Annotated in this window: 14 protein-coding genes and 3 pseudogenes; 9 read left to right on the forward strand and 8 right to left on the reverse strand. The window is 39.7% G+C overall.

Going from position 1 to position 24,098, the window contains the following annotated elements; translation table 11 throughout:
* The first annotated feature begins 61 nt into the window (after positions 1-61).
* The 4 genes and pseudogenes from BACCOP_RS05835 to BACCOP_RS05850 all read left to right on the forward strand — a co-directional run.
* A complete protein-coding gene (locus BACCOP_RS05835) occupies positions 62-2,995 on the forward strand; it encodes a ligand-binding sensor domain-containing protein (RefSeq protein ID WP_083779551.1) in 2,934 nt (977 codons plus the stop codon).
* A gap of 341 nt (positions 2,996-3,336) precedes the next feature.
* Positions 3,337-4,254, forward strand: a pseudogene (locus tag BACCOP_RS05840) (GH92 family glycosyl hydrolase); the annotation flags it as partial.
* Positions 4,255-4,294: 40 nt separating this feature from the next.
* Positions 4,295-5,068 (forward strand): basic secretory protein-like protein, encoded by a 774-nt coding sequence (locus tag BACCOP_RS05845; RefSeq protein WP_370858849.1) that lies wholly within the window; start codon positions 4,295-4,297, stop codon positions 5,066-5,068.
* A 2-nt stretch (positions 5,069-5,070) separates the two neighbouring features.
* Positions 5,071-6,000: pseudogene (locus tag BACCOP_RS05850) on the forward strand (GH92 family glycosyl hydrolase); the annotation flags it as partial.
* Between the two features lie 40 nt (positions 6,001-6,040).
* Here BACCOP_RS05850 and upp read toward each other — a convergent pair.
* The gene (gene upp, locus BACCOP_RS19645) at positions 6,041-6,694 is read right to left on the reverse strand and encodes a uracil phosphoribosyltransferase (protein WP_007567205.1); all 654 of its coding nucleotides are present in this window, start codon (positions 6,692-6,694) and stop codon (positions 6,041-6,043) included.
* 327 nt (positions 6,695-7,021) lie between these two features.
* On the opposite strand from upp, the gene pckA reads away from it, so the two are divergent.
* Both pckA and BACCOP_RS05860 read left to right on the forward strand, forming a co-directional pair.
* The gene (gene pckA, locus BACCOP_RS05855; RefSeq protein WP_007567207.1) at positions 7,022-8,626 is read left to right on the forward strand and encodes a phosphoenolpyruvate carboxykinase (ATP); all 1,605 of its coding nucleotides are present in this window, start codon (positions 7,022-7,024) and stop codon (positions 8,624-8,626) included.
* Between the two features lie 255 nt (positions 8,627-8,881).
* Positions 8,882-9,529: a nitroreductase family protein gene (locus tag BACCOP_RS05860; protein ID WP_007567209.1), complete on the forward strand. Its 648-nt coding sequence runs from the start codon at positions 8,882-8,884 to the stop codon at positions 9,527-9,529.
* Positions 9,530-9,729: 200 nt separating this feature from the next.
* Here the strand turns inward: BACCOP_RS05860 and BACCOP_RS05865 are convergent, their stop codons facing one another.
* Both BACCOP_RS05865 and BACCOP_RS05870 read right to left on the reverse strand, forming a co-directional pair.
* The gene (locus tag BACCOP_RS05865) at positions 9,730-11,547 is read right to left on the reverse strand and encodes an LTA synthase family protein (protein ID WP_007567210.1); all 1,818 of its coding nucleotides are present in this window, start codon (positions 11,545-11,547) and stop codon (positions 9,730-9,732) included.
* A 108-nt stretch (positions 11,548-11,655) separates the two neighbouring features.
* Positions 11,656-12,459, reverse strand: coding sequence for a helix-turn-helix domain-containing protein (locus BACCOP_RS05870; RefSeq protein ID WP_007567212.1), 804 nt, complete (start codon positions 12,457-12,459; stop codon positions 11,656-11,658).
* Positions 12,460-12,661: 202 nt separating this feature from the next.
* On the opposite strand from BACCOP_RS05870, the gene BACCOP_RS05875 reads away from it, so the two are divergent.
* The 3 genes from BACCOP_RS05875 to BACCOP_RS05885 are packed head-to-tail and all read left to right on the forward strand — an operon-like array spanning position 12,662 to position 16,621.
* Positions 12,662-13,969, forward strand: coding sequence for a TolC family protein (locus BACCOP_RS05875; protein ID WP_007567214.1), 1,308 nt, complete (start codon positions 12,662-12,664; stop codon positions 13,967-13,969).
* 26 nt (positions 13,970-13,995) lie between these two features.
* Complete coding sequence (locus BACCOP_RS05880; protein WP_007567216.1) at positions 13,996-15,033, forward strand: HlyD family secretion protein; 1,038 nt, start codon at positions 13,996-13,998, stop codon at positions 15,031-15,033.
* A 10-nt stretch (positions 15,034-15,043) separates the two neighbouring features.
* A complete protein-coding gene (locus BACCOP_RS05885) occupies positions 15,044-16,621 on the forward strand; it encodes an efflux MFS transporter permease (protein WP_007567218.1) in 1,578 nt (525 codons plus the stop codon).
* A 9-nt stretch (positions 16,622-16,630) separates the two neighbouring features.
* Here the strand turns inward: BACCOP_RS05885 and BACCOP_RS05890 are convergent, their stop codons facing one another.
* The 5 genes and pseudogenes from BACCOP_RS05890 to BACCOP_RS05910 form a co-directional block, all read right to left on the reverse strand.
* Positions 16,631-17,260 carry a ribonuclease H1 domain-containing protein gene (locus BACCOP_RS05890; protein WP_040311877.1) on the reverse strand — a complete coding sequence of 210 codons (630 nt, stop codon included), beginning with the start codon at positions 17,258-17,260 and terminating at the stop codon, positions 16,631-16,633.
* A 123-nt stretch (positions 17,261-17,383) separates the two neighbouring features.
* The gene (gene argS, locus BACCOP_RS05895; RefSeq protein ID WP_007567222.1) at positions 17,384-19,177 is read right to left on the reverse strand and encodes an arginine--tRNA ligase; all 1,794 of its coding nucleotides are present in this window, start codon (positions 19,175-19,177) and stop codon (positions 17,384-17,386) included.
* A gap of 173 nt (positions 19,178-19,350) precedes the next feature.
* Positions 19,351-20,445 (reverse strand): OmpA family protein, encoded by a 1,095-nt coding sequence (locus tag BACCOP_RS05900; protein ID WP_007567224.1) that lies wholly within the window; start codon positions 20,443-20,445, stop codon positions 19,351-19,353.
* A gap of 129 nt (positions 20,446-20,574) precedes the next feature.
* Positions 20,575-23,256, reverse strand: a complete 2,682-nt coding sequence (locus BACCOP_RS05905; protein WP_007567226.1) for a PL29 family lyase N-terminal domain-containing protein — start codon at positions 23,254-23,256, stop codon at positions 20,575-20,577.
* A gap of 184 nt (positions 23,257-23,440) precedes the next feature.
* A pseudogene (locus tag BACCOP_RS05910) lies at positions 23,441-24,098 on the reverse strand (IS1380-like element IS615 family transposase); the annotation flags it as partial.

Genomic DNA, 24,098 nt, shown 5'->3' on the forward strand with positions numbered 1-24,098 from the left:
TCCTTATTTTTTTTGTTTTTATTTATCCAAATTTTTGTATTATATCTTATAAAGTAGAATTATGATAAGAAGCATCAGTAATATGAAAATCTATCTGGCAAGTTTCTTGATAGCATGCTTTCAGGTTATGCTGGCTTCTAGTTCTTATTCTTCTTTTACAATAAACCATTTACAAGGACTCTCAAATAGCGCAGTTTTAAGCATCTTACAGGATAATCAGGGATTGATGTGGTTCGGTACCTACGATGGATTAAACTGTTATGATGGTAGAACGATAGATGTATTTCGTACTGATTTTTCCAAGGGCCTAACATTAGATAATAACATTATTTCTCGTATTCAGATTGCTTCAGATGACAAATTATGGGTGCAAAGCTATTCTGGAGTAAACTTATTTTCTACAGATTCTTTATCTGTTATCGATAATTATGTATTTCCAGATGAAGAAGTTATTGTATTTTCTAATCGGAAAGGTGACAGCTGGATTGTTGGAAAGCGGAATTTGTATTATTATAATACATATCATCGTTGCTTTGTGAAGGCCGGTGCAATGAATTTAAATTTGGAGAACCTTCAACAAAGTGCTTATGTAGATGGACAAGGTGGACTTCATATAGTACCAGTTAATGATACTAAGATGATTCATTTTTCATTGAGTTCTTTTTCTGCTGATTCTTTGCAGACAAGTTTGGATGTTACATCTTCACCTTTACATTCCAAGGTTATAAAAAAGACTTTTATTCAAAGCGGGGTTATTTGTTTCATTGACGAAGCAGATGATTTGTATTTGTATGATGTTTCCAAGAAGTCTAAAGTATATATTCGTAATGTAGGGGAACTATATAGAAAGTATGGTAACTTCATGAACGTATTTCCTTTTTATGATGATATTCTGATAACTCTTCATACGGGTGGTATCCTTCGTCTGATGGCTTCTCAGCAATATACAGAAGATTTGATACGTGTAGATTTGCGTATATTTTCAGCTTATACAGATAATCAGCAAGGGATTTTATGGATGGGGACAGATGGAGCCGGTGTAGTGAAGTTTACTAAAAGAGATGCTCTGGTTACGAATTTAATGCTAAATCGCATGTCTTCATCTGTAAGTGGGCAGGTTAGAGGTATTATGACCGATCGTTACGGTACATTGTGGGTTGGAACTAAGGGAGACGGTCTGATACGTATACCTGATTATCAAAAAGAGATTGATCTTAAAACTCTTTCAGTTTATTCACCTAAAGGAAAATGGGCTTTGACTGATTATGTGCGCGGACCTAATTTCTATCCGGTATTTATGCTGAAGAAAAAGACTCAAGGAGATGATTTTTTGGTGGGAATGTCCGATTCGTTATTGTATTATTATTCTTATCAGTCTGATAAACTGATACGTGTGGGAGGCTCTATACGTTATCCGGCAGAAATACATGGCTTATATGAGGAAAATGATTCTGTTCTTTGGGTAGTAACGTTTGGCTCAGGTCTTATTAAGGTTGTGCTAGATAAATCACATGAAATTCCGGAGATCAAAAGATTCAGACGTTTCCGTTGTTTTGCAGAACAGAAAGAACTTGTAGAATATTCTTCTTTATGGGTACAAGGTGATTCTATTTTATGGCTGGGAAGTCGTGGACAAGGGTTAGTTCGGTTTGATATTCGAAAATATGAGTATCAGGTGTATTCCTTGCGTACGATGCTGGGAAAAGCTGTAGATGATGTCTTGTGTTTGTGTGAATATGATAACAATCACTTTTTTGTTGGTACTACAGCCGGTTTGGTTTCTGTTGCAATTAATGGCAGAAATATTGTGCCTTCATACATTGGTCGCGAACAAGGACTGGTTAATGAGATGGTACACGGCATTGTAAAAGACGATGCTGGAATATTATGGATGGGTACAAATAAAGGAATGATAAAATATGACCCTGTTAGTGGTGGATCTTATACGTATTATTATAGCAAGGGGATTGAAATAGGAGAGTTTAGTGATGATAGCTATTATCGTAGTCCCTATAATGGAGATCTTTTTTTAGGAGGAGTAGATGGACTATTGTATATGAATGATAGTCAGTCTTCTATTCCGGAATATTATCCTGAAGTAATTCTTCGTAAGCTGATTATTGATCGTGAGGAAGTTAACCTTAACAGGTTTTATTCGGCAGACAGAAAACAGATTCTGCTTTCTGAAGAACAGAATACGTTTTCTTTACAATTTGTAGCATTGGATTATCTTAATTCAGATATTGAATATGCTTATATTTTAGAGGGATATGATGAAAAATGGAGTCTTTTTTCTAAAGAAAATGAGGCTATGTTTAAAAATGTTCCCCTTGGGGAGTATTTACTTCGTATACGGTATAAGAAAGACGTATTGGATACTGTCTATAAGGAGTATTCTGTTGCTATTAAAATTGCTCCTTTCTGGTATCATACGATATGGGCATATTTGACTCTTGTCCTTTTGATAATTCTTTGTTTGGCAGGGTATATTTGTAAACTGCATAGGAAAGGATTCTTTGAACGTTTGGCGCGAGCATGGGCTGTATCGAAAGGATTGGGAGAAATTCAGCAGGAAAACTTATTGGTGAAAGCAAGTGCTTTAGGAAACTGGGTAGCATTTTTTCCTTATTGTAATCAGCCTGAACAGATTACATTTATACAAAGAATCATCGAGATAATAGAAGAGAATTTGGATAAAGAGGAGCTGGGACCAACTTTCTTGGCTGAAAGGATGCATATAAGTCCTCGTCAATTTTCTCGGAAGTTTAAAGATTTATCAGGAATTACTCCTAGTGATTTTATAAAGAAATACCGTATGGAAAAGGCTGCTCAACTTCTGTTGGAAACTGATATGTCTATTCAGGAGGTAATAGAAAGTATTGGTATTTCTAGTCGTCCGTATTTTTATAAGGAGTTTGCAGATAAATATGGGACTACTCCGAAAAATTATCGTGCACATCATAAGGCAGGAACATTGACTGAAAGTGAATCATAACTATAAAAGGAATACTTATATGGTGTTATAAGTATTCCTTTTTCTTGTGCTTGCCTGTTCTTAAATCTGTTTTCTGCTTTTTCTACTTTGTTCTCTAAATGTTTTATTGTAATTTTAATATGCTGTAAATCAGATTGTAATATTGTTCTGTATTTTGAATATGATTCTTTATTAGGACATTTTGATTTAGGGAGAAAGAATGTCTTTAAAGAGGAAAAAAATATAGTTATCTATTATTACTTTTACATATAGGATATTGGCTTAAATCTTAATTTTATATGCTTCGAAAAATACATTTTTGTTTGCTCGCCGGTTTAATCTTTACTCCGGCTTTCTCTCAACAGTTGGGATATATTCCTTTTGAAAAGAGTAGTACAGTTGTTTCCTCTACATTGGAATTTGCATATGATGACTGGACTATTTATCAGACTGCTTTAAGAGCAGGTAATGAAGAAATTGCTAAGCAGTATTATGCACGTGCATTGAATTATCGTAATGTCTTTGATAAGAAAAATGGCTTTGCCTGTCCGCGTTATACTGACGGTAGCTTCAAAAAAGATTTTGATCCTCTGCAAACACATGGAGAGGGTTTTATCGAAGGTAATTCCTGGAATTTTTCTTTCCATGTACCACATGATGTCTATGGTATCATGGATTTAATGGGAGGTGAAAAAGTTTTTCTAACTCGTTTGGATGAGCTTTTTGAAATGCATCTTCCTAAAAAATATTATGAAAAGAATGAAGATATTACGGAAGAAGGGCTGATTGGCGGATATGTGCATGGTAATGAACCAAGTCATCATATACCTTACTTATACGCTTGGACATCACAACCTTGGAAAACTCAATTTTGGACTCGTGAGATAATCGACCGTATGTATCGTAATGATATAAACGGGTTGGGAGGAAATGATGATTGTGGTCAGATGTCTGCCTGGTATATGTTTACGGTAATGGGATTTTATCCAGTATGTCCGGGAACAGATCAGTATGTATTAGGAGCTCCATATTTCCCTTATCTCAAACTGCGTTTACCTAATGGAAACATTTTGGAAATTAAAGCTGAAGGAGTGAGCGATACCCGACGTTATGTTCAGTCACTTACTATTAACGGCAAGAAATATGACAAATTATATATTACTCATGCAGATTTGTTGAAAGGAGGAGTCTGGGAGTTTAAGATGGGAACCTCACCCAACAAGAAAAGAGGACAAAAAGCAGAAAATAAGCCTTATTCATTAACAAACGGAATCAAATAGTATGAAAGCACAATTGTTATTAGCTGGTATAATATTAGGAATGAGTGGTATATCGGCTTGTACGGGGAACAAGAAAAATGTGATGACTGAAAAAGAGACAATGGAGGTCTGGAAAGATTATCCGGTTGGGCATATTGTATTTGATGATCAGGCTCCAGAGACAGAAGGATCAAAAGTTTATCATCGTATAATAACTAATCCTCAGGAGTATATTGCAGATCAGGCACGTACAGTACTTGCTACATTATATGATTCTCCGGCTGACAGTATTGTTCCGGTTGATACAATTCATTATTCTTTGCAGGATATAGAGGGTATTTCTGCAAAAGGAGGAGGTAATGGCGTTGTGAGCATTTTTTATAGTACTCGTCATATTGAAAACTCATTTGCAGCAAATGATACTGCTAAGCTGTTTTTTGAAACAAGGGGTGTTTTGTTACACGAATTGACTCATGCATATCAGCTGGAGCCTCAAGGGATAGGTAATTATGGAAGCAGTCGTGTTTTCTGGGCTTTTATAGAGGGAATGGCTGATGCAGTACGTGTTGCCAATGGAGGTTTTACTCCGGATGCTCGTCCTAAAGGTGGAAACTATATGGATGGTTATCGTACTGCCGGATACTTTTTTGTATGGTTAAGAGATAATAAAGATAAAGACTTTCTTCGTAAGTTTAATCGAAGTACACTTGAGGTTGTTCCTTGGTCATTTAACGGGGCTATAAAATATGCTTTAGGAGAGCAGTATGATATAGATGACTTGTGGTATGAATATCAAGTTGCAGTTGGCGATATTCAAGAAACAGAAAATCATTGATTATGAAAAAGATACTGAAAACAATCTTTCTATGTGTTTCTTTGCCGGTGTTTTCTCTTTCTGCAGAGAACTTAACTCAGTATGTCAATCCTATGATTGGTACAGATGGATATGGGAATGTATATCCAGGAGCGCAGATACCATTTGGAGGAATACAGATTAGTCCAGACACAGATGCAAAATTTTATGATGCAGCAGCTGGATATAAGTATAATCATACCTCTATTCTAGGATTTAGTCTGACGCATTTAAGTGGAACAGGGATTCCCGATTTGGGCGACTTCCTGTTTATTCCAGGTACAGGAGAGATGAAGCTTGATCCGGGTACACGTGAGAATCCTACAGAAGGTTACCGTTCTCGTTATTCTCATGATAGAGAATGGGCATCACCTAATTATTATGCTGTAGAATTGTCCGATTATGGTGTGAAAGCTGAAATGACAGCTGGTCTTCGGAGTGGAATGTTTCGCTTTACCTATCCCAAATCGGAGCAGGCATTTATCATGATTGATATGAACCATACCTTGTGGCAAAGTTGTGAATGGTCGAATTTACGTATGGAAAACGATTCTACATTGACAGGGTATAAGCTTGTGAAAGGTTGGGGACCGGAGCGCCATGTATATTTTACAGCCGTGTTTTCAAAGAAGCTGAAAAATTTGCGTTTTATGCAAGATAAGAAACCGGTCATTTACAACACATCTCGTTTCAGAAGCTGTTATGAAGCTTGGAGAAAGAATCTGATGGCATGTATATCTTTTGAAGCAGCAGAAGGAGAAGAAATCATAGTGAAGACGGCTGTTTCTGCTGTCAGTACAGCCGGAGCAACTTTGAATTTGCAAGAACTGAACGGAATGACTTTCGATAGTCTGCGCGAGAAAGGTGTTTCTTTGTGGGAGCAGGAACTTGCGAAATATCAGATTGAAGCAGAACCGGAATTTGTTTTGATAGTTGACTGTTTCTTAAAAAGACTTATTCTTTTTCTCCATAGCACAAATCACCGGCATCACCTAGTCCCGGTACGATGTATGAGTGTGCGTTCAATTCCGGATCTACAGCTGCACACCATACTGTTGTTTTGTCCTGAGGAAATACTTTTTGTACGTGTTCCACTGCCTGTCGGCTGGCAATAACCGATGCTATATGTATGTGTGCTGGTTCACCTTTAGTAAGCAATGCTTTGTAGGCGAGTTCCATTGAACCACCTGTAGCCAGCATCGGGTCTACCAGAATCAGCGTCTTTCCGTCCAAGCGCGGAGAGGCAATGTACTCGATATGGATATCAAAATTGTCGGTATCTATGTATTTGCGATAAGCCGAAACAAAAGCATTCTCAGCGCGGTCGAAATAGTTAATGAATCCCCGGTGCAGCGGCAGTCCGGCACGCAGGATAGTAGCAATGACAGGCTGTATGGTAGGAACGTTTTCGGTTGCCATGGCTAAAGGTGTCTGTATCTCCAGCGGTTGATAAGGAAGATCACGGCTGATTTCGTATGCCATGATTTCTCCGACACGTTCGATATTGCGGCGGAAACGCAGGCTGTCACCTTGTATATTTACATCGCGAATCTCTGCCAGATACTGGTTTAGAATACTATTATTCCGGTTCAGTTCTACAATTTTCATAGATTGTTTCTCTTTTTTTGATTGTTACATGTTTATGCCGCAAATATACGGATAATTCATGAAAGATATGGAAGAATGGATTAAATACTATACTTATTATTCTAGGTGGTAATATTCGTAGTTGCAATGTCGAAATGACAGATTTGTTACACAAGTATAAATCTTTAGTTTATTACGGATTTTTTTCTGTAATAACTTCTTTAGTTTAAAAATAAACTACTACTTTTGTATCGCCAAAGACGAGGAGGATTGAACTCACTGGTCTATTGGATGGTATAAACGGAAAACTAAACATTTGATATAATAACCAAATTAATCATTTGAACAATGGCAAATTTAGATCTTACTAAGTACGGTATCACTGGAACCGTAGAAATCGTACACAATCCTTCTTACGATGTATTGTTTGCAGAAGAAACAAAAGCTGGTTTGGAAGGCTTCGAAAAAGGTCAGGTAACTGAACTGGGTGCAGTAAACGTAATGACTGGTATCTACACTGGTCGTTCTCCTAAAGATAAATTCCTGGTAAAAGACGCTACAAGTGAAAACACTGTATGGTGGACTTCTGAAGAATATAAGAACGATAACAAACCTGTTACTACTGAAGCTTGGAAAGAACTGAAAGCTTTGGCTGCAAAAGAATTGTCAAACAAAAAATTGTATGTTGTTGATGGTTATTGCGGTGCTAACAAAGCTACTTGCTTGAAAGTTCGTTTCATCATGGAAGTTGCATGGCAGGCTCACTTTGTAACTAACATGTTCATCCGTCCTTCTAAAGAAGAACTGGAATCATTCGAACCTGACTTCATCGTTTACAACGCTTCTAAAGCAAAAGTTGAAAACTACAAAGAACTGGGTCTGAACTCAGAAACTGCAGTTGTATTCAACTTGACTACTAAAGAACAGGTTATCCTGAACACTTGGTATGGTGGTGAAATGAAGAAAGGTATGTTCTCTATGATGAACTACTTCAACCCATTGCGTGGTATCGCTTCTATGCACTGCTCTGCTAACACTAATATGGACGAAACTGAATCAGCTATCTTCTTCGGTTTGTCTGGTACAGGTAAGACTACTTTGTCTACTGACCCGAAACGTAAGTTGATCGGTGACGACGAACACGGATGGGATAACGAAGGTGTGTTCAACTACGAAGGTGGTTGCTACGCTAAAGTTATTAACTTGGATAAAGAATCAGAACCAGATATTTACAACGCTATCCGTCGTGACGCTTTGTTGGAAAACGTTACTGTTGACGCTGAAGGTAAAATCAACTTCGCTGATAAGAGCGTAACTGAAAACACTCGTGTTTCTTATCCTATCCACCACATCGAAAACATCGTTAAACCGGTGTCTAAAGGTCCTCACGCAAAACAAGTTATCTTCTTGTCTGCTGATGCATTCGGTGTATTGCCTCCAGTATCTATCCTGAACCCTGAACAGGCTCAGTACTACTTCTTGTCAGGATTTACTGCTAAGTTGGCTGGTACAGAACGTGGTATCACTGAACCGACTCCGACATTCTCTGCTTGCTTCGGTGCTGCTTTCTTGTCATTGCACCCAACTAAATATGCAGAAGAATTGGTTAAGAAGATGGAAATGACTGGTGCTAAAGCATACTTGGTTAACACTGGTTGGAATGGTACTGGTAAGCGTATCTCTATCCGCGATACTCGTGGTATTATCGATGCTATCTTGGATGGTTCTATCGAAAAAGCTCCTACTAAGACTATTCCTTACTTCGATTTCGTTGTTCCAACTGAATTGCCGGGTGTTGATCCGAAGATCTTGGATCCTCGTGACACTTACGAATGTGCTTGTCAGTGGGAAGAAAAAGCAAAAGACTTGGCTGGTCGTTTCATTAAGAACTTCTCTAAGTTCACTGGAAACGAAGCTGGTAAGGCTTTGGTTGCTGCTGGTCCGAAATTGTAATTTGAATATAAAGTTACAAAATAACCAACGTAAGAGGGTACTCGAAAGAGTATCCTCTTATTTTTTTATCTTGTGGAATGATGAAATAGAGAAGTGCTTCTGAATTTTCTAAAAGAAATATGTGTAAATAGCGGAGAAAAAATTATTTTTATGCCAGATTGAAAATAAAGTTCAATTTTTTCTGTTGATTTGTCGATATATTGTGTAAAATAACGCTGGAAAGAAAATTTCTAATTTAAATAAAACAGATTGCTTATGAGAAACTTAAAACAAACAACTTTTGCTGTGTTATTATTGCCATTGATGGCATGTGGAGGAGGAGCACAGCAACAGGCTCCGGCAGAAACTCCTGTACAGGATAGCTTGAAAAATCAGGTAGTAGAAACAATCATGACACGTCGTAGTGTTCGCCAGTATAAACCTCAGGCGGTAGAGCGGGACAAGATGCAAACGATTGTAGAATGCGGAATCAATGCTCCAAATGCAATGAATAAGCAACCTTGGGAAGTACGTGTTGTAGATAATGCTGATTATATCAATGGAGTAACAGAATTATATAAGAAAGCCAATCCGAAAGCAGCTGAAGATCCGGCATTCAAGAATATGTTCCGTAATGCTCCTACAGTGGTGTTCATCGGTCATGATACGAAATCGGAAAGTTCTCCTTTCGATTGTGGTCTGCTTGCTGAAAATATGATGATTTCAGCATGGTCTATGGGTATTGGCAGTTGCTGCTTGGGAAGTCCAGCTCGTTTTATGAAGACTCCTGAAGCTGCCGAATATTTGCAGAAATTAGGATTTAGTGAAGGATATGAATTGCTGTATTGCATAGGATTCGGTTATCCTGATGAGGCTCCAGCTGCTAAACCTCGTGAAGCTGCAAAAGTGAAATTCGTGGAATAATGAAATGATACATCGGGAAACATGTATAACTAAGAAATATGTCTGAAGTTTGGATTCTGTGAAAAGCCTATAAGTTATTCATGTTACAAATAAAAATAGCTCTGACTTCCCCTGTTTTGGAGATGGCAGAGCTATTTTTGTTTATTGTTGCAGAGATTAAATTGAGGAAACAATGTCCGTTAAACATAATGTTTATACTGCTACCTTTCTCCCAAATCATCGTAGGAGCTTTGTAGGATAGCCTTTCCACGCAAGATTCGGTTTTCATCAGGTGAAGGTATCTCCAGCATCGGGCGGTCGGCATTAATGTCTACTAATGTTACTCCTGTGCTGTCGGCAAATGCAAAACCTCCTCCAAATGTCCAATAGGCAAACGGATAAGTATATGCTGTACTCAGTATGTTTCGGCTGAAGTTAAATTCACTGTGGTCGATGCCGAGTTGAGCAAGTAAGGTCGCAGCCAGATCGCTTTGGTTCATCACTTGATTTATTACCATCGGTTGCTTAACTGCTCCTCCTAACCAGAGCATTGGAATATGATGTATCCGTGCGTCGTGTCCGTTTCCTTCGGCTGGATAATAGAATCCATGGTCGGGCAGACAAACGATAAGCAGATTGTTCCAAACAGGAGTTTTGCGTATACGCTCTACGAACTCTCCGAGGCAATGGTCGGTAAAAGCAAAAGCATTTGGTTGTTTTTCCTTCAGCCGGTGATAGGGTACTTCAAAAGGTTCGTGACTGCTCAGAGTAAGAAAAGCGGTATGCCAGGGGGAGTCTCTTCGGTCTTTCAGCATCTGATAGAGATGATCGAAGGTTATATCATCGTTGACTCCCCAAGCGTTCTGGTGCTGACTCATGGGGAAATCGGTATCAGCGGTCAGGTTCTGATATCCACTTTCCAGCAGATAGCTTTTCATATTGGTAAAATTAATATCACCGCCATATAGAAAGTCTGTATGATACCCTTCTTTTGCCAGTTTTCCGGCGATAGAAGGCAATGTACGACTCTTGGCTGGTATTTTCATTACCGATAGATCCGGAAAGCTCTGATAGCCGCTAAATGTGCAAATCGTTCCTCTGTCTGTCCGGAAGCTATTGGCATAGCATTGCGTAAACCAAATTCCTTCTTTTGACAAACGGTCTATATTAGGGCTGGCTCCTTTCACGCCTCCCAGCGATTCTACCATGGTGGCACCGAAACCTTCCATTAGGATAATCAGGATATCCGGACGTTTGGTATTTAGTAATTCTACTGTGTTTTCTCCTCCGGTAGGATAAAGATTATCGAACAGTTCCTTACGGTGTGTCTCATCGAAGTAGTTGAATTGTTCTGAGTAGTTTTTTGTTTTTCCGGCTGAAGCTATCAGGCTGAAAGCTGGATTTACGGCAGAATGGTTTAAAAACTCATCGTTGCAGAAATATACCTGACCGATGTTGGAGGTTGATTCACTCACTCCTCCACGTATGATGATAAAAAGTACTCCTCCCAGCAGAATTGTGGCAAGTGTACCAGTTATTTTTTTGTTGGCTGGAGGCAGATATCGGGGAGTAATCCGATAAAGTATCCAGGTTACAAATCCAGAAAGCAACAGGATGACAAGTATCCGTAGTATAATAAAACCGGTAGATACACTTGCCATAGCATTTTTCGGAGAGTCCAGATACAAAAAGACAGAGGCGTCAAGTTTGAAGTTCCAAAAAGGGTAGAGGCACATGTCGCCTACAAAGATCAGTGAAATCAGCAAGCAGACAATGGCGTAGTATCCTACAAGTAGTTGACGGAGAGGAAATTTCTTGAACCATATACTAATGAGTATGGTAAGCCATGGGATGGCAGTAAGATACCCTGTAGTAGCAGCATCGAGACTCATTCCGTGAAACATTACCTGCAAATAGCAGCTAAATGGAACCAGTCGTCCGGGCGCATCATTATAAAGCATGAAAAAGGGTTTTTGCAGTATGAAGAAAATAAATATAACTGCAAAGACCAATATCAGGTACGCGATTCTTTTTTTCATATATTGTTGAATTTGAACTTACAAAGATACATATTTTTATAGTGTGGAGAGATTGTCTTTCATTTATATTCACTTTACATGCAGTACGAATTGTTATTTCGTCGATTTTCAGATCCCCTTAATGTATGTTTTGGGTGATTTTCCAGTTACTTGTTTAAATACTCTGTTGAAGTTGTTGGGAGTATTGAATCCTACTTTGTAAGCAACTTCCTGTACCGTATTATCTCCATCTGTCAGGAGTTCTATAGCACGTGTAATACGCAGATGGTTTACATAGTTGCTGAAGTGTATGCCTGATGTATTAAACAGCCGGCTTAAATTACGTACTGACAAGTTATATTGTGATGCTATCTGTTCCATGTTTAAGTCTTCATGTATGTGTTCTGTTATGTAGTTCAGTATAGGATGCAGGCGTGAATCATTGGGGATAACCAGTGTCTTCAGCAGAAAGTCTGCCCCTAATGTCATTTGTGGAAGTAAATTGAAAAAACTTAACGCAAAGTTGTATAGATCAGTTTGCTTTCCGCGTGTAATGACTTTCCCTTTTGATGCGATGAACTTCAGGTTTTCGGCTATAATACCATTGGTACTATATATTGAGAAACGGTTTTTCCCATCATCAGGAGTGATGTTCAAATTAATATAAAAAATGATGAGTGAAACCTGCCGGCTGTTGCTTGATAACTTATGGCTGGCTTTTTCCGGAATCCATGCTATATGCTTTTCCGGAACAAAATAGTTTACTCCTCCGGTTTCTACATGCAATGTTCCGGAAAGTGTATAAATAATCTGGAATTTCTCATGCGCATGCTCCTGGAAATTGATTGCTTCCCAACCGGTTTTTTTGATAAGAATGTCGTCGTGCGTGGAACGGCTTATTAGCGATATATATTCTTGTTGTTCTGTATTCATCAGGAATAAACTTGGCTTATTTTGATAATATTGTTGCGTAATGTGCAAATTCGGAACAAAATTAAAGACTTACTTTTGCATAACAAAAAAGTAAGGTAAGTTTTTAGGACAAAAAGAATAGTGATTCTTTTATTGTACACCAGATATAGGAATGAGAATTTATTTGTCTGGTATTGATGTGCATAAAGACTAAACAAAATATATGATAAAAAAAGTATTATTAGTTAGTGTTGTTTTTTTAGGTTTATTGGGGCAAGGGTTAGCCCAGACTCGTTCATTGACACTCGATGAAATGTTTCAGTTGGCAGATCAGAATAATAATCGTATACGGTTGTACGATTTGGCAATATCTGAAGCTGAGCAAGGGGTAAAAGTAGCTTGCAATGATCGTTTACCTTCTATTCAGGCGCATGTTGAACTGAACTATATAGGCGACGGAGTGATGACCGATAGAAATTTCGCCCATGCAGTACATGCAGATATGCCTCATTTTGGTAATTCTTTTGTGCTGAAGGCAAGTCAGGTGATATATGCTGGAGGAGCTGTGGCAAAAGGAATCGAACGGAGTAAGTTACAAAAAAAGGAAGCAGAACTGGAATATGTAGAAAACCGCCAGGATATTCGTTTTCTTCTGGCTGGATATTATTTGGATCTTTTCCAGTTAAACAATCAGAAGCGTGTTTACGAAAGCAATATTTCTCAAACCCGCTTGCTGGTAAAGGATATGAAGGCGTCTTATCGTCAGGGAACGGCGCTGAAGAGTGATATAACCCGTTATGAGCTTCAGCTTCAGAGTCTGGAACTTTCGTTGACTTCTGTCAAAGATAAAATAGATGTGTTGAGCCATAAACTGGCTACAGCAGTCGGTTTGGAGCCTGATGTGCTAATCCTCCCCGATACAACCGAACTTCTGAAATTTAATGTTGAAAACCGTACAGAAGAAGACTGGTTGCTCGAAATACATCATACTCCGTCGGTCAGGCTGGCTGATATCAGAATAGAGCAAGAAAAGAATAAACAGGATTTGATACGTGCTGAAAGAAGGCCCAAGATAAGTCTGGTAGCAGCAAACGATTTCACTGGACCTATTTTGATAGAAGTCCCCCCGTTGAATAACAATTTTACATATTGGTACGCTGGTGTCGGCATTTCATATAATATTGATGCCTTATTTAAAAGTAAGAGAAAGCTGAAACAGGCACAGCTTGCTACCCGTAAAATGGAAGAGGCACGCAGAGTGGCAGAAGAAGAGGCTGAGAATGATATTCATGCTGCATATGTCAATCTGAATGAAGCCTATATACGCTTGCGCACACAGAAAAAAAGTGTACAACTGGCACATGAGAACTTCAATATTGTCCGTCAACGATATGTAAACGGTCTGGCACTGATAACAGATATGCTGGATGCCAGTAACACACAGCTGGATATGGAACTGCAATTGGCGAATTATCAGATAGGTATTTTATACCAGTATTATTTATTGAAAAAACTGACAGGAAATCTCTAATAAAGCTATAAACTGAATAAGACGTTATGATAAAAAATAAGAAAAGAGCTATCCCTAATTTTTTTATAGCATTGGTTCTGGCTGGAGGAATCAGCTGGATATGTGGAAAGTTTATACATCTGGGTGATGTGGAGTATACAGACAATGCTCAGGTGAAACAACATTTAAGCCCTATCAATACTCGTGTACAGGGATTCATCAAAAAAATCTATTTTGAAGAATATCAGTCCGTTAAGAAAGGAGATACACTGGTAGTGATAGAAAATACCGAATATTTGCTGAAAGTAGCACAGGCTGAGGCTGATTACCAGAATGCACTGGCAGGGAAGAGTGCTATGCATACTACCATCAATACAACTCAGAGTAATATCTATGTAACCGAAGCTGCTATCGAGGAACAGCGCGTCCGCCTTCAGAATGCAGAAACCGATTACAAACGTTATGCAGAGCTGATGAAAGAAGAAGCAGTCACTCCACAGCAGTTCGATCGTGTAAAAACCGACTATGCTGCCACGAAAGCCCGCTACGAGCAGTTGTTGCGTCAGAAAGAATCATCTGAGCTTGTCAAACAGGAACAAACCCAACGTCTGGAGCAGAACGAATCGGACATTAAGCTGGCAGAAGCTGCTTTGAATCTGGCTAAATTGAATTTGTCGTATACTGTAATCTGTGCTACAGCCGATGGAGTGACCGGACGCAAAAATATCCATGAAGGAGAATTGGTGCAATCGGGACAGACTTTGGTGACTCTTGTAGACGGAACCGAAAAATGGGTAATTGCCAATTATAAGGAAACTCAGACTACCGATATGAAACAGGGCCAACTGGTAGAAATGACAGTCGATGCTATACCTGGGGTGAAATACCAAGGACAGATTATTTCCATTTCAGATGCAACCGGCTCCTTTTATTCCCTGATTCCTCAGGACAACTCGGCAGGAAACTTTGTAAAGGTAGAACAACGTATACCGGTCCGAATTGAATTTACACATAATAACAGCAAGGAGAATCTAAGCCGTTTGCGTGCCGGTATGAACGTGGAATGTTACGTAAAACTGCAATAAAAGACAAATTATGGCAGAAGAACAACGTCCTAGAATATTATATTTCAAGGAATTTATCCCCACTTCCGTGTGCATACTTCTTTCCTTGTTCTTTGCAATGGTGTTTCAGTTCAACGGAGGAGTTTTTCTTCCTACGTCTGTACAGATGTCAAGTGCATTGGGTTGCCTGAAAGAAGATGTGATGATGGCGGGATATGCCTCATTCATCGGTATGACAGTGATTTTTCCCATTCTGTTTCGTCTGAAGTTTCGCTTTACTACCCGACAGATATTTATGATGGTATGTCCGGTACTTATCTGCTGCAACCTGGTGACGATGCACGTGCAGAATATCTTCATACTGGTCATAACGTGCTTTATTTCCGGTTTTTTCAGAATGTGGGGTACATTTGAATGTTTTTCAAATATCCGTTTGAGTGTAACCCCCTCAGGAAATTTTTCCGTATTCTATCCGGTAATCTATATCATTGTACTCGAAAGCATCCAGCTTTCCGGACTTGTAGCCATACATATCAGCGATTGGGCAAACTGGCAATACATGCACTGGCTCGTCATCGGATTGCTTGCCGTAGTATGGCTGTGCGTATTTTTTCTTACACGTCCCTTTCGGATGGCCCGCAAGATGCCTCTGTATGGCATAGACTGGACAAGTGCTCTTCTTTGGGCTGTAGTGCTTTTCTCCATTGTGTTTGTATGCATTTATGGTGAATATTACGACTGGCTTGACAGTGCTCTGATACGAGGCTGTATCGTACTGGCAGTTGTATGTACCCTTATCAATGTGAACCGAATGTTTACGACTCACCGTCCGTACATCCATCCCCACGTGTTTAAGTACCGTCATTTCCCGACTATCCTGTTCCTTTTTCTGATGCTGTGTTTGTTTCTCACTACATCATCAGTTTTACAGGAAATGTTTATGAGTGCTATTCTGAAATATGATATGCTGAATGCCGTTTCATTGAACTGGTGTGTGTTTATCGGAATACTGGCAGGTGCAGGAGTTGTATTCTACCGCCAGGTAGTGCTGCGCAAAGGCTATAAACTGCTTATTACCGTCGGCTTCATGCTGATAGTAGTTTATCAGTACTATATGTATTTCCTTATCCATCCCAACCTGAATATTGAAAGCCTTTACATCCCCAATTTTCTGAAAGGACTAGGACACGGCATACTTTATATATCGCTGACCATCTATGTAGCCAAGACTGTCCCTTTCGAACATTTCTTTCAGGGACTATGTGTATTAAGCTTTATCCGCACCAGCATTGCTACTCCTTTGGGTACAGCCATATTAAACCGCTGGCTGAAGTACATGCAGCAGGATAATATCGGTCTGATAAGCCGTAAAATGGATTTGGTAAAAGAATGGATGCCTGATGTTTCCATCCAGCAATTGTATGAAGAAGTTACCCGTCAGACGCTTCTGACCAGTCTGAAAGAACTGTTTGGTGCAGTATGTATCGTGGGAACCATATTCCTGTTGTTTTTACTTAGTCAGAAAGTTTGGCGAAAACTATTGCGATATGTCAGAAGAAATCATCCCCGATATATTCAGCTTTTGAAGCGTTCACAACCCGCACAATAAGGCAGAAAGTTATTTTCTGCCGAAATCTGCCGGTACTTCTCCCCATAAATCAGTTTCCCATTTGCGCAGTGGAGTAGTATACTGATTCTCATTCAGCCATTTCTCTGCACGTTCGATAAGCCGGAATAATTCTTCAGTTTTCGCGGTACGTTCCAGCTTTGTTTTACATTTCTTCTGTTTCACCCAGTTCAACGCATTGCGGCTGTCAGAATAAATAGGCATGTTTATCCCCTTTTGTTTCATCAGTGCCAGACCATGGACAATAGCAAGGAATTCTCCGATATTATTTGTGCCATACATAGGTCCAAAATGAAAAATTTCCTGTCCGGTAAGTAAATACACTCCCCGGTACTCCATTGGGCCTGGATTACCGCTGCATGCAGCATCTACGGCCAGACAGTTTAAATCGAAATTTTCAGGGATTTTTTTCTCTTCCGGTTCGTGTGTTGCTGTCTGACTTTTCTTCAGATACACATAAGCAGGAGTAGCGAAAGCATGTTCTGCCTCTTCACGTGTAGCGAACGATTTATAAATAGCACCTTTGTAGTTCTTAATTTGTAGCTGGCAGTCGGTCCACGATGTATATATTCCTGGTTCCGCTCCTTTCCATACTACATAAAATTTCTGCTGCTTTGCCATAATCTGTATAATAGCGATATCAATAAACCAATTCACCACAGACTATGCAGAAGTTTCACACATATGTGTAGAAGTCTGTATAATCCGTGGTGAATAAAAGATAGTGTATGATTAATGTCTTAATTACATACGTTCAGGAACCTCAATACCGAGCAGTCCCATTGCCAGTTTGACGATCTTTCCTACATTCTGGCTCAAAGCAAGACGGAATACCTTCAATGCTTCATTTTCTTCACGCAGAATGCTGAAATCGTGATAGAACTGGTTGTATTCCTTTACCAGATCGTACGCATAGTTAGCAAGAATAGACGGATTATAGTCACTTCCGGCCTGACGTACCACGTTTGTAAAGTCAGCAAGCATCTGAATCAGTCCCTCTTCTTTTGTACTCAGTTCCACACCTGTCGGGATAACCGCAGGAATAGTGATACCAGCTTCAGCAGCCTTACGCAAGATAGACTGGATACGAGCATATGTATACTGGATAAACGGACCTGTATTACCGTTGAAATCGATAGATTCTTTCGGGTTGAATGTCATATTCTTGCGAGCATCCACTTTCAGGATGAAATACTTCAGTGCACCCAAACCTACGATACGTGCGATATCATCAGCTTCTTCCTTAGTCAGGCCATCCAGCTTACCCAGTTCACTGCTGGTTTCTTTCGCTGTTTCTATCATTGCTTCCATCAGGTCGTCTGCATCTACTACCGTACCTTCACGGCTCTTCATCTTACCTTCCGGCAGTTCCACCATACCGTAAGAGAAGTGAACCAGATCCTTACCCCATTCAAATCCCAGCTTATCGAGCAGAATAGAAAGCACCTGGAAGTGATAATTCTGTTCGTTTCCTACTACATAAATCATTTTATTGATCGGGAAATCCTGGAAGCGAAGCTTAGCAGTACCAATATCCTGAGTCATATAGACAGAAGTACCGTCGGCACGCAGCAACAGCTTGTGGTCAAGACCTTCTGCAGTCAGATCAGCCCATACAGAACCATCTTCTTTGCGGTAGAAGAAACCTTTTTCCAGTCCTTCCAGCACTTTTTCCTTACCTTCCAGATATGTTTCAGATTCGTAGTATATCTTATCGAAGCTGACACCCATCATCTTGTATGTTTCGTCGAATCCGGCATATACCCAGTCATTCATTTTCTTCCACAAAGCGCGGATTTCAGGATCATTTGCCTCCCATTTACGCAACATTTCACGAGCTTCCTGCATCAGTGGTGATTGAGCTTCTGCTTCTTCCTTGCTCAAACCTTTTTCCATTAACTCAGCTACTTCAGCCTTGTAGTGCTTGTCGAAAGCCACATAATAATCACCAATCAAGTGGTCACCCTTCTTGCCTGATGATTCAGGAGTTTCTCCGTTACCATATTTCAGCCATGCAAGCATTGACTTACAGATATGGATACCACGGTCGTTTACGATATTTGTCTTTACGACCTTGTTTCCGTTGGCAGCCATTACATTGGCAAGTGCGTTACCCAACAAGTTATTGCGGACATGTCCCAGATGCAGCGGCTTGTTTGTATTCGGTGATGAATATTCTATCATTACCAGCGGAGCATCTTCCGTAGCTTTCTGGATACCCCATTGAGCATCAGCGTGAATGCGGTTCAGCAGTTCAACCCATACATCCGATGCGATAGTCAGGTTCAGGAATCCTTTGATTACATTATAATTTGCGATAGCCGGTTCGTTCTTTTTCAGATATTCACCGATCTCCTGTGCTGTTTGCTCCGGTCCCTTTTTCGACATTTTCAGAAAAGGGAAAACCACAAGCGTAAGATGACCTTCAAACTCCTTCTTGGTTTTCTGTAATTGTACCATTTTGGCAGGCACTTCTGCACCGTACAATTCTTTTACCCCGTTGGTGACGGAGGCAGTCAGTTTATCTTCTATTTTCATGTGTATATATGGTTTTGTATTTCCCGACATTTATCAGTTTGCGCAAAGATAGTGATTTATTCATCATTCGGAAAGCATCATCGTGTACAAAAACTAAAAAAGGAACGTCATCTTCTCCCTAGGGAATAGGAGAGTGACGTTCCTTACATGTTATGAAGAATTAAAGAGTTCTGTTATTCAGCTATACAGATACTTACACGGTTTTCTTCCGGTGTGCTAAATGGCTGTACGGTATCACCTTTGTAATCTACAGTGATACGCTGGCTGTCGATACCCATTTCTTTCAGTTGGGTAGCTACATTTTCAGCACGTTTCTTAGAAAGGCGCATGTTGATATCTGCATTACCAGTCTGCTTGTCTGCATATCCACAGATAGTAACTTTACATTCAGCATGGTTCTTCATAAATTCTGCCAGCTTTTCAATCTTCTGTTTTTCTCCGCTGCGGATAGCAGAAGAATTAAGTGCGAAGAAGACATTTTCTGTCATAGTTACCTTTTCCTGTTTTACCGGAGCAGGCTGCTGTACCGGTTTCGGTTCTTCTTTTACAACGGGAGCCGGTTGCGGAGTCGGTTCATAATAAACAGGTTCTGTCTTGCGTGAAGTCTTTCCGAATTTGATAGTGAATCCGGCAAGCGCATTAAACTGCCAGTCTGCATTGCCAGCCTTCTTTGAATTGAATTTATCCGACAAAACATTGGCATTTACTTCGATATTGAAGAACAGATTAGAAGTCAGTCGCAGATTTGTACCCAATCCGAATCTACCTACCGGGCTGATCTTATTATCTGTCCATAAGTAGCGCAGATCATAGCCTTTGTTAGCCAATGCTACAGCTTCATCATTGTTGAAGCCACCATTCAGGCCCACACCAGCAAACAAGTATGCATTGAAGAAACGGTCTGGATTATAACGGCAGAACAAGTTGCCCAAATCCAGTGTAGCATCTACATTACCCTGCAAGTAGTTATACTTGTAAAGTTGTCCGTCGGCAGCCCATCCTCCTTTAGCCTGCCAGCCGCTTATTCCGGCACGCAGTCCCCAGAGCGGTGTAAACTGATAGCCGCCGTAGATAGCAGCTGCTGGAGAAATCAAGTCTCCGAATTTCGCTTCACCACGTGTGTGTGCTGCACCGGCTTGTACTTGCATGAACCAATGAGGAACAAACTCTGTTTTTCCTTCTTCCTTGATTTGCGGGGAAGATGTTTGTGCAAAAGCTGTCGCTCCACATAGTAGTGCGAGAGCCATTAGTGTCTGTCTCTGTTTCATAATCGTTTATTTTAAAATGGTTTGTTACAGACTGAGGCTATTTAATTAGATAGCACATATATTTGAAAAAAAGGGACTGCCCTTTGGCAGGACAATCCCTTTTTGAGAGTTATTTAACTGAGTTTGTTATTACATATCAGTTTCAGTAACTTTTACAGCACCATTTTCAGTCATTACTGCAATACCTTTTACAACTACTTGTACTTGATAGAATGTATTAATTTCTTTCATCAAAGCAGTACCTTTATTTTCCCATTTGATGTTGTAAGTAGTTGTACCGTCTTTGGTTTCTTTGTACAATGACAATTTCTGTTTATTTCCATAGTCATCTGCTTCATTATTGAGACCATATTGTGCCCAATTGAAGTTGCCTTCAGAATATGTAACAGTTACATCATCATTAGTTAAACCATAAGTCTTAGTTGCATATTCAGTAACTTTTCCATCGCTACCAACGATAGTGTTGTTACCTTCTTTTACTGTATAAGATACAGCTTTGCTGTCTTTTCTTCCAGGGAATGGAGCTGACAAGTTTATAGCTGCAGGAGTCATTGTAAATGGATTAACGAAGCGAATAGTGTATGACTTCAAGCAGTATGATTCACCATTAGCTAATTTTTCAACGATTGAAACAGGTACATTCAATTCGTTTCCGTTAATTTCACTATTAAGTGTGAGTACTTGATTGCTCAAAGTTGTTCCTTCAAGATTGAGTCTTTCGCTATATACAATATCATCATTCAGAACTAATACTGGAGCTTCGTGATTACCCTGTGGCTTATATTCTTTCAAGTTTACAAAGTGTTCAGAGATTTCAACTTTTTGAGTCCATACACCATCAACCATTTGGCCTTTGATGATAGCAACATCTCCATTTACAAATTGTTCATTGAACTCAGGATACCATTCTCCGTGTTTATGTGATATTACATATGGGAATTCAATTACGATAGGAGCATATCCAAATTTATCTGTCGGAGTGTATGTAATCTTAACAGATCCCTTTGTATTACTTGCGATTTCTTTTGGATCGAAACTCATTTCAACCATATTTGTTTGAGTTCCAACTTCGTCATCTGCCTTGTTTTCCAAGATAACGCCATTGCCATCTTCAATAGTATATTTCTTGTATTGGTTGATAAATTCATCACGTGTAATCTTCAATGCATCGTATACTTGACGCATGTCTTCCCATGTGAATTTATTTACAATTTCACCATCCTTAATATTACTATATTCCATGTTTACAGGATCTACAGTAACTACATAAGCAGGCTTTTCTGTTTCGATTTCTTTTACAACGGCAACTTTTATTACACCTGTTGCAACAATTTTATTGTTAACAACAGCTACAATTTCTACTATAGGAGTGGTACCGATAGCACCTGTTCCATTAGGCCATTTTTCTGTATTAACTTTCAAAATACTTCCTTCCAAAGTCACAAAATCTTGTTGATTAGTTTCGTTATCACCAAGTTTGTATTCAGCCGGTAAGCTAAATTGATAAGTTAATTCTCCTTCTGCTACCATATCATCTACCATAGTAGGGATATTAGTTGGTCCTTGAACTTCTTTAGCCCAAGTTTTAATCAATGTATTCAGGTCTATTGATTCTGTGTAAATGAATTGTGCATCAGCTTCTCTATCTTTATAAGAATCGAGCTCCTGTTCACCTGCTCTTGGTAATTCAAATACTTCATTTTGAACTAAATCATAACCAGTAATGATAGAGAATTCTTTCAAATCCTTACTTGAAACTTTAATATAGTCAGAAGTCATCACTTCTGCAGTTTCTTTATTAGTTCCTTGTAAGGCAGCAATTGCATGTTCTTTAAATAAAGCCTCGTTTGCTAAATCATCTAATGATTTATTAGATTTTAATGATACAATGAATTCATCATTATCTCTTTCTGTTGATACAATAGAAAGCAATTCATTTTCATCACCAGCTGCGCGAGTAACAGTTCTATCAATCATTGTCCAATCCCACTCTTTGGTATTTGCATTTGCAGGATTTAAACGATAATGAGCTTTTGCATTTGTACTTGATGCAACTACAAGTTTTGCGTTAGCATTTCCTACTTCTGCCTTGGTTTCATATCCCATGATATTGTAGAAGAATACAAGAGGATAATTTGTTTCTTTGTCCAATACATAAGGAATAACAGCTAATGATTTCAAATTAGAAGTAATAGGAATATTGATAACCTGACCTTCTTCCATATCTACCGCATTAGAAATCTGTAAGCAACCATTTACAGGGTCATAAACTACACGTACAGATTCTTCTGCTGAAGGAGTCCATTTCTGATCTGTTGCTTCATCTACAACTGTACCTTCTTCATTGTAGTACTGTTTGTGCCAGTAACCATCTTTAGCTGGAACATACCAGCATCCGTCTTTACCGTCTTCACCTGGTTTTCCCGGTTCACCTGCTTCTCCTTTTTCTCCCTGAGCTTTGTACGGATTACCATTTTCATCAGTTTGTCTGATTCCATCGATGCACCAGTAACCTTCTTTGTCGATTGTTACTACTGAACCCGGTTTGCCGTCTGCACCATTAGCGCCATTCTTTACTTCAAATGTCTTACCGTCACTTAAAGTAACTTTAACGCCATTTTCTGTGCTTTCAACATTTGTGATGACAGCACCAGCTTCGATGGCTTTCTGCAGTTCTGCTACTGTTTTTTCCAATGCATCAACTCTTTCATTCAAGCTGTTGATGTCATCATCGTAATCAGAGCAAGATACCATACCCCCTGCGAGGAATAAACTTCCTACCAGAAGAGCTCCATAGAATTTTTTCTTCATACTTTTAATTAATCCTTAAATCCGCAACTCCATTCCCGAAGTGCTACCTACATAAAGAGAAATGGACTTTTGATTCGTAAGATAACCATTAAGTCCTCGCGTCCGTTTCAATGCGCATACCATCCCCTTACCCCATAAAGCGACTTGAGGCAATACGCAATCAGTGGCCATCAAGTGATGTAAATCATCCGGAAGAAGTTTTGAAGGCTTCTGCATATGCATGGTTGTCGGTGTAGATATTCAGCACACATTGCCTTGCGGTCTTAATCCACTTGGCAGGTACTGAAATGAATTTGAAGACAAACGTCTTGATACGGCTGGTTTCCTTGAGCCCGAACTTCTTCACTTCAATCCTTTGCATGATGGCCTTGTAGAAATTGCGTATCAGTGCCGTCAGGAGCAGGAACACGGTATTTTCCGCCATGAAGGATTTAGGCAGTCTGTCCCATCCAAACCCATTGTTCATGTCATCAAAGACGCGTTCCTTGCCACCGCGCATGTTATAGAACTCCACGATGTCCCTCATGGATGATTCGTAATCGTTGGTCAGGATGCAGCGGTATGTATATTCCCCCTCCCACAGGTCCGGTCCACTGCCCATGCGTCTCTGTCTCTGGATTACCAGGCGATACGGTTTGCCCTTCCACTTCTCAACGAGAATGGAGTTCAACTCAAACACGATGCCGTTTATCTCTTCCTTCTTCCACCCTCTGAGCGCGAAGATGTCATCATAGAGCGAGCAGCAGCGGTTGGCGCGTATGTAGAATGTCCTGCAATGCTTCCTGACCTCATCCACAATGTCTTCAGAGCATGAGCCGCAGTCGGCCCTGAAGCGTTTGACT

This window comes from Phocaeicola coprocola DSM 17136, from assembly GCF_000154845.1.
Lineage (GTDB): Bacteria > Bacteroidota > Bacteroidia > Bacteroidales > Bacteroidaceae > Phocaeicola > Phocaeicola coprocola.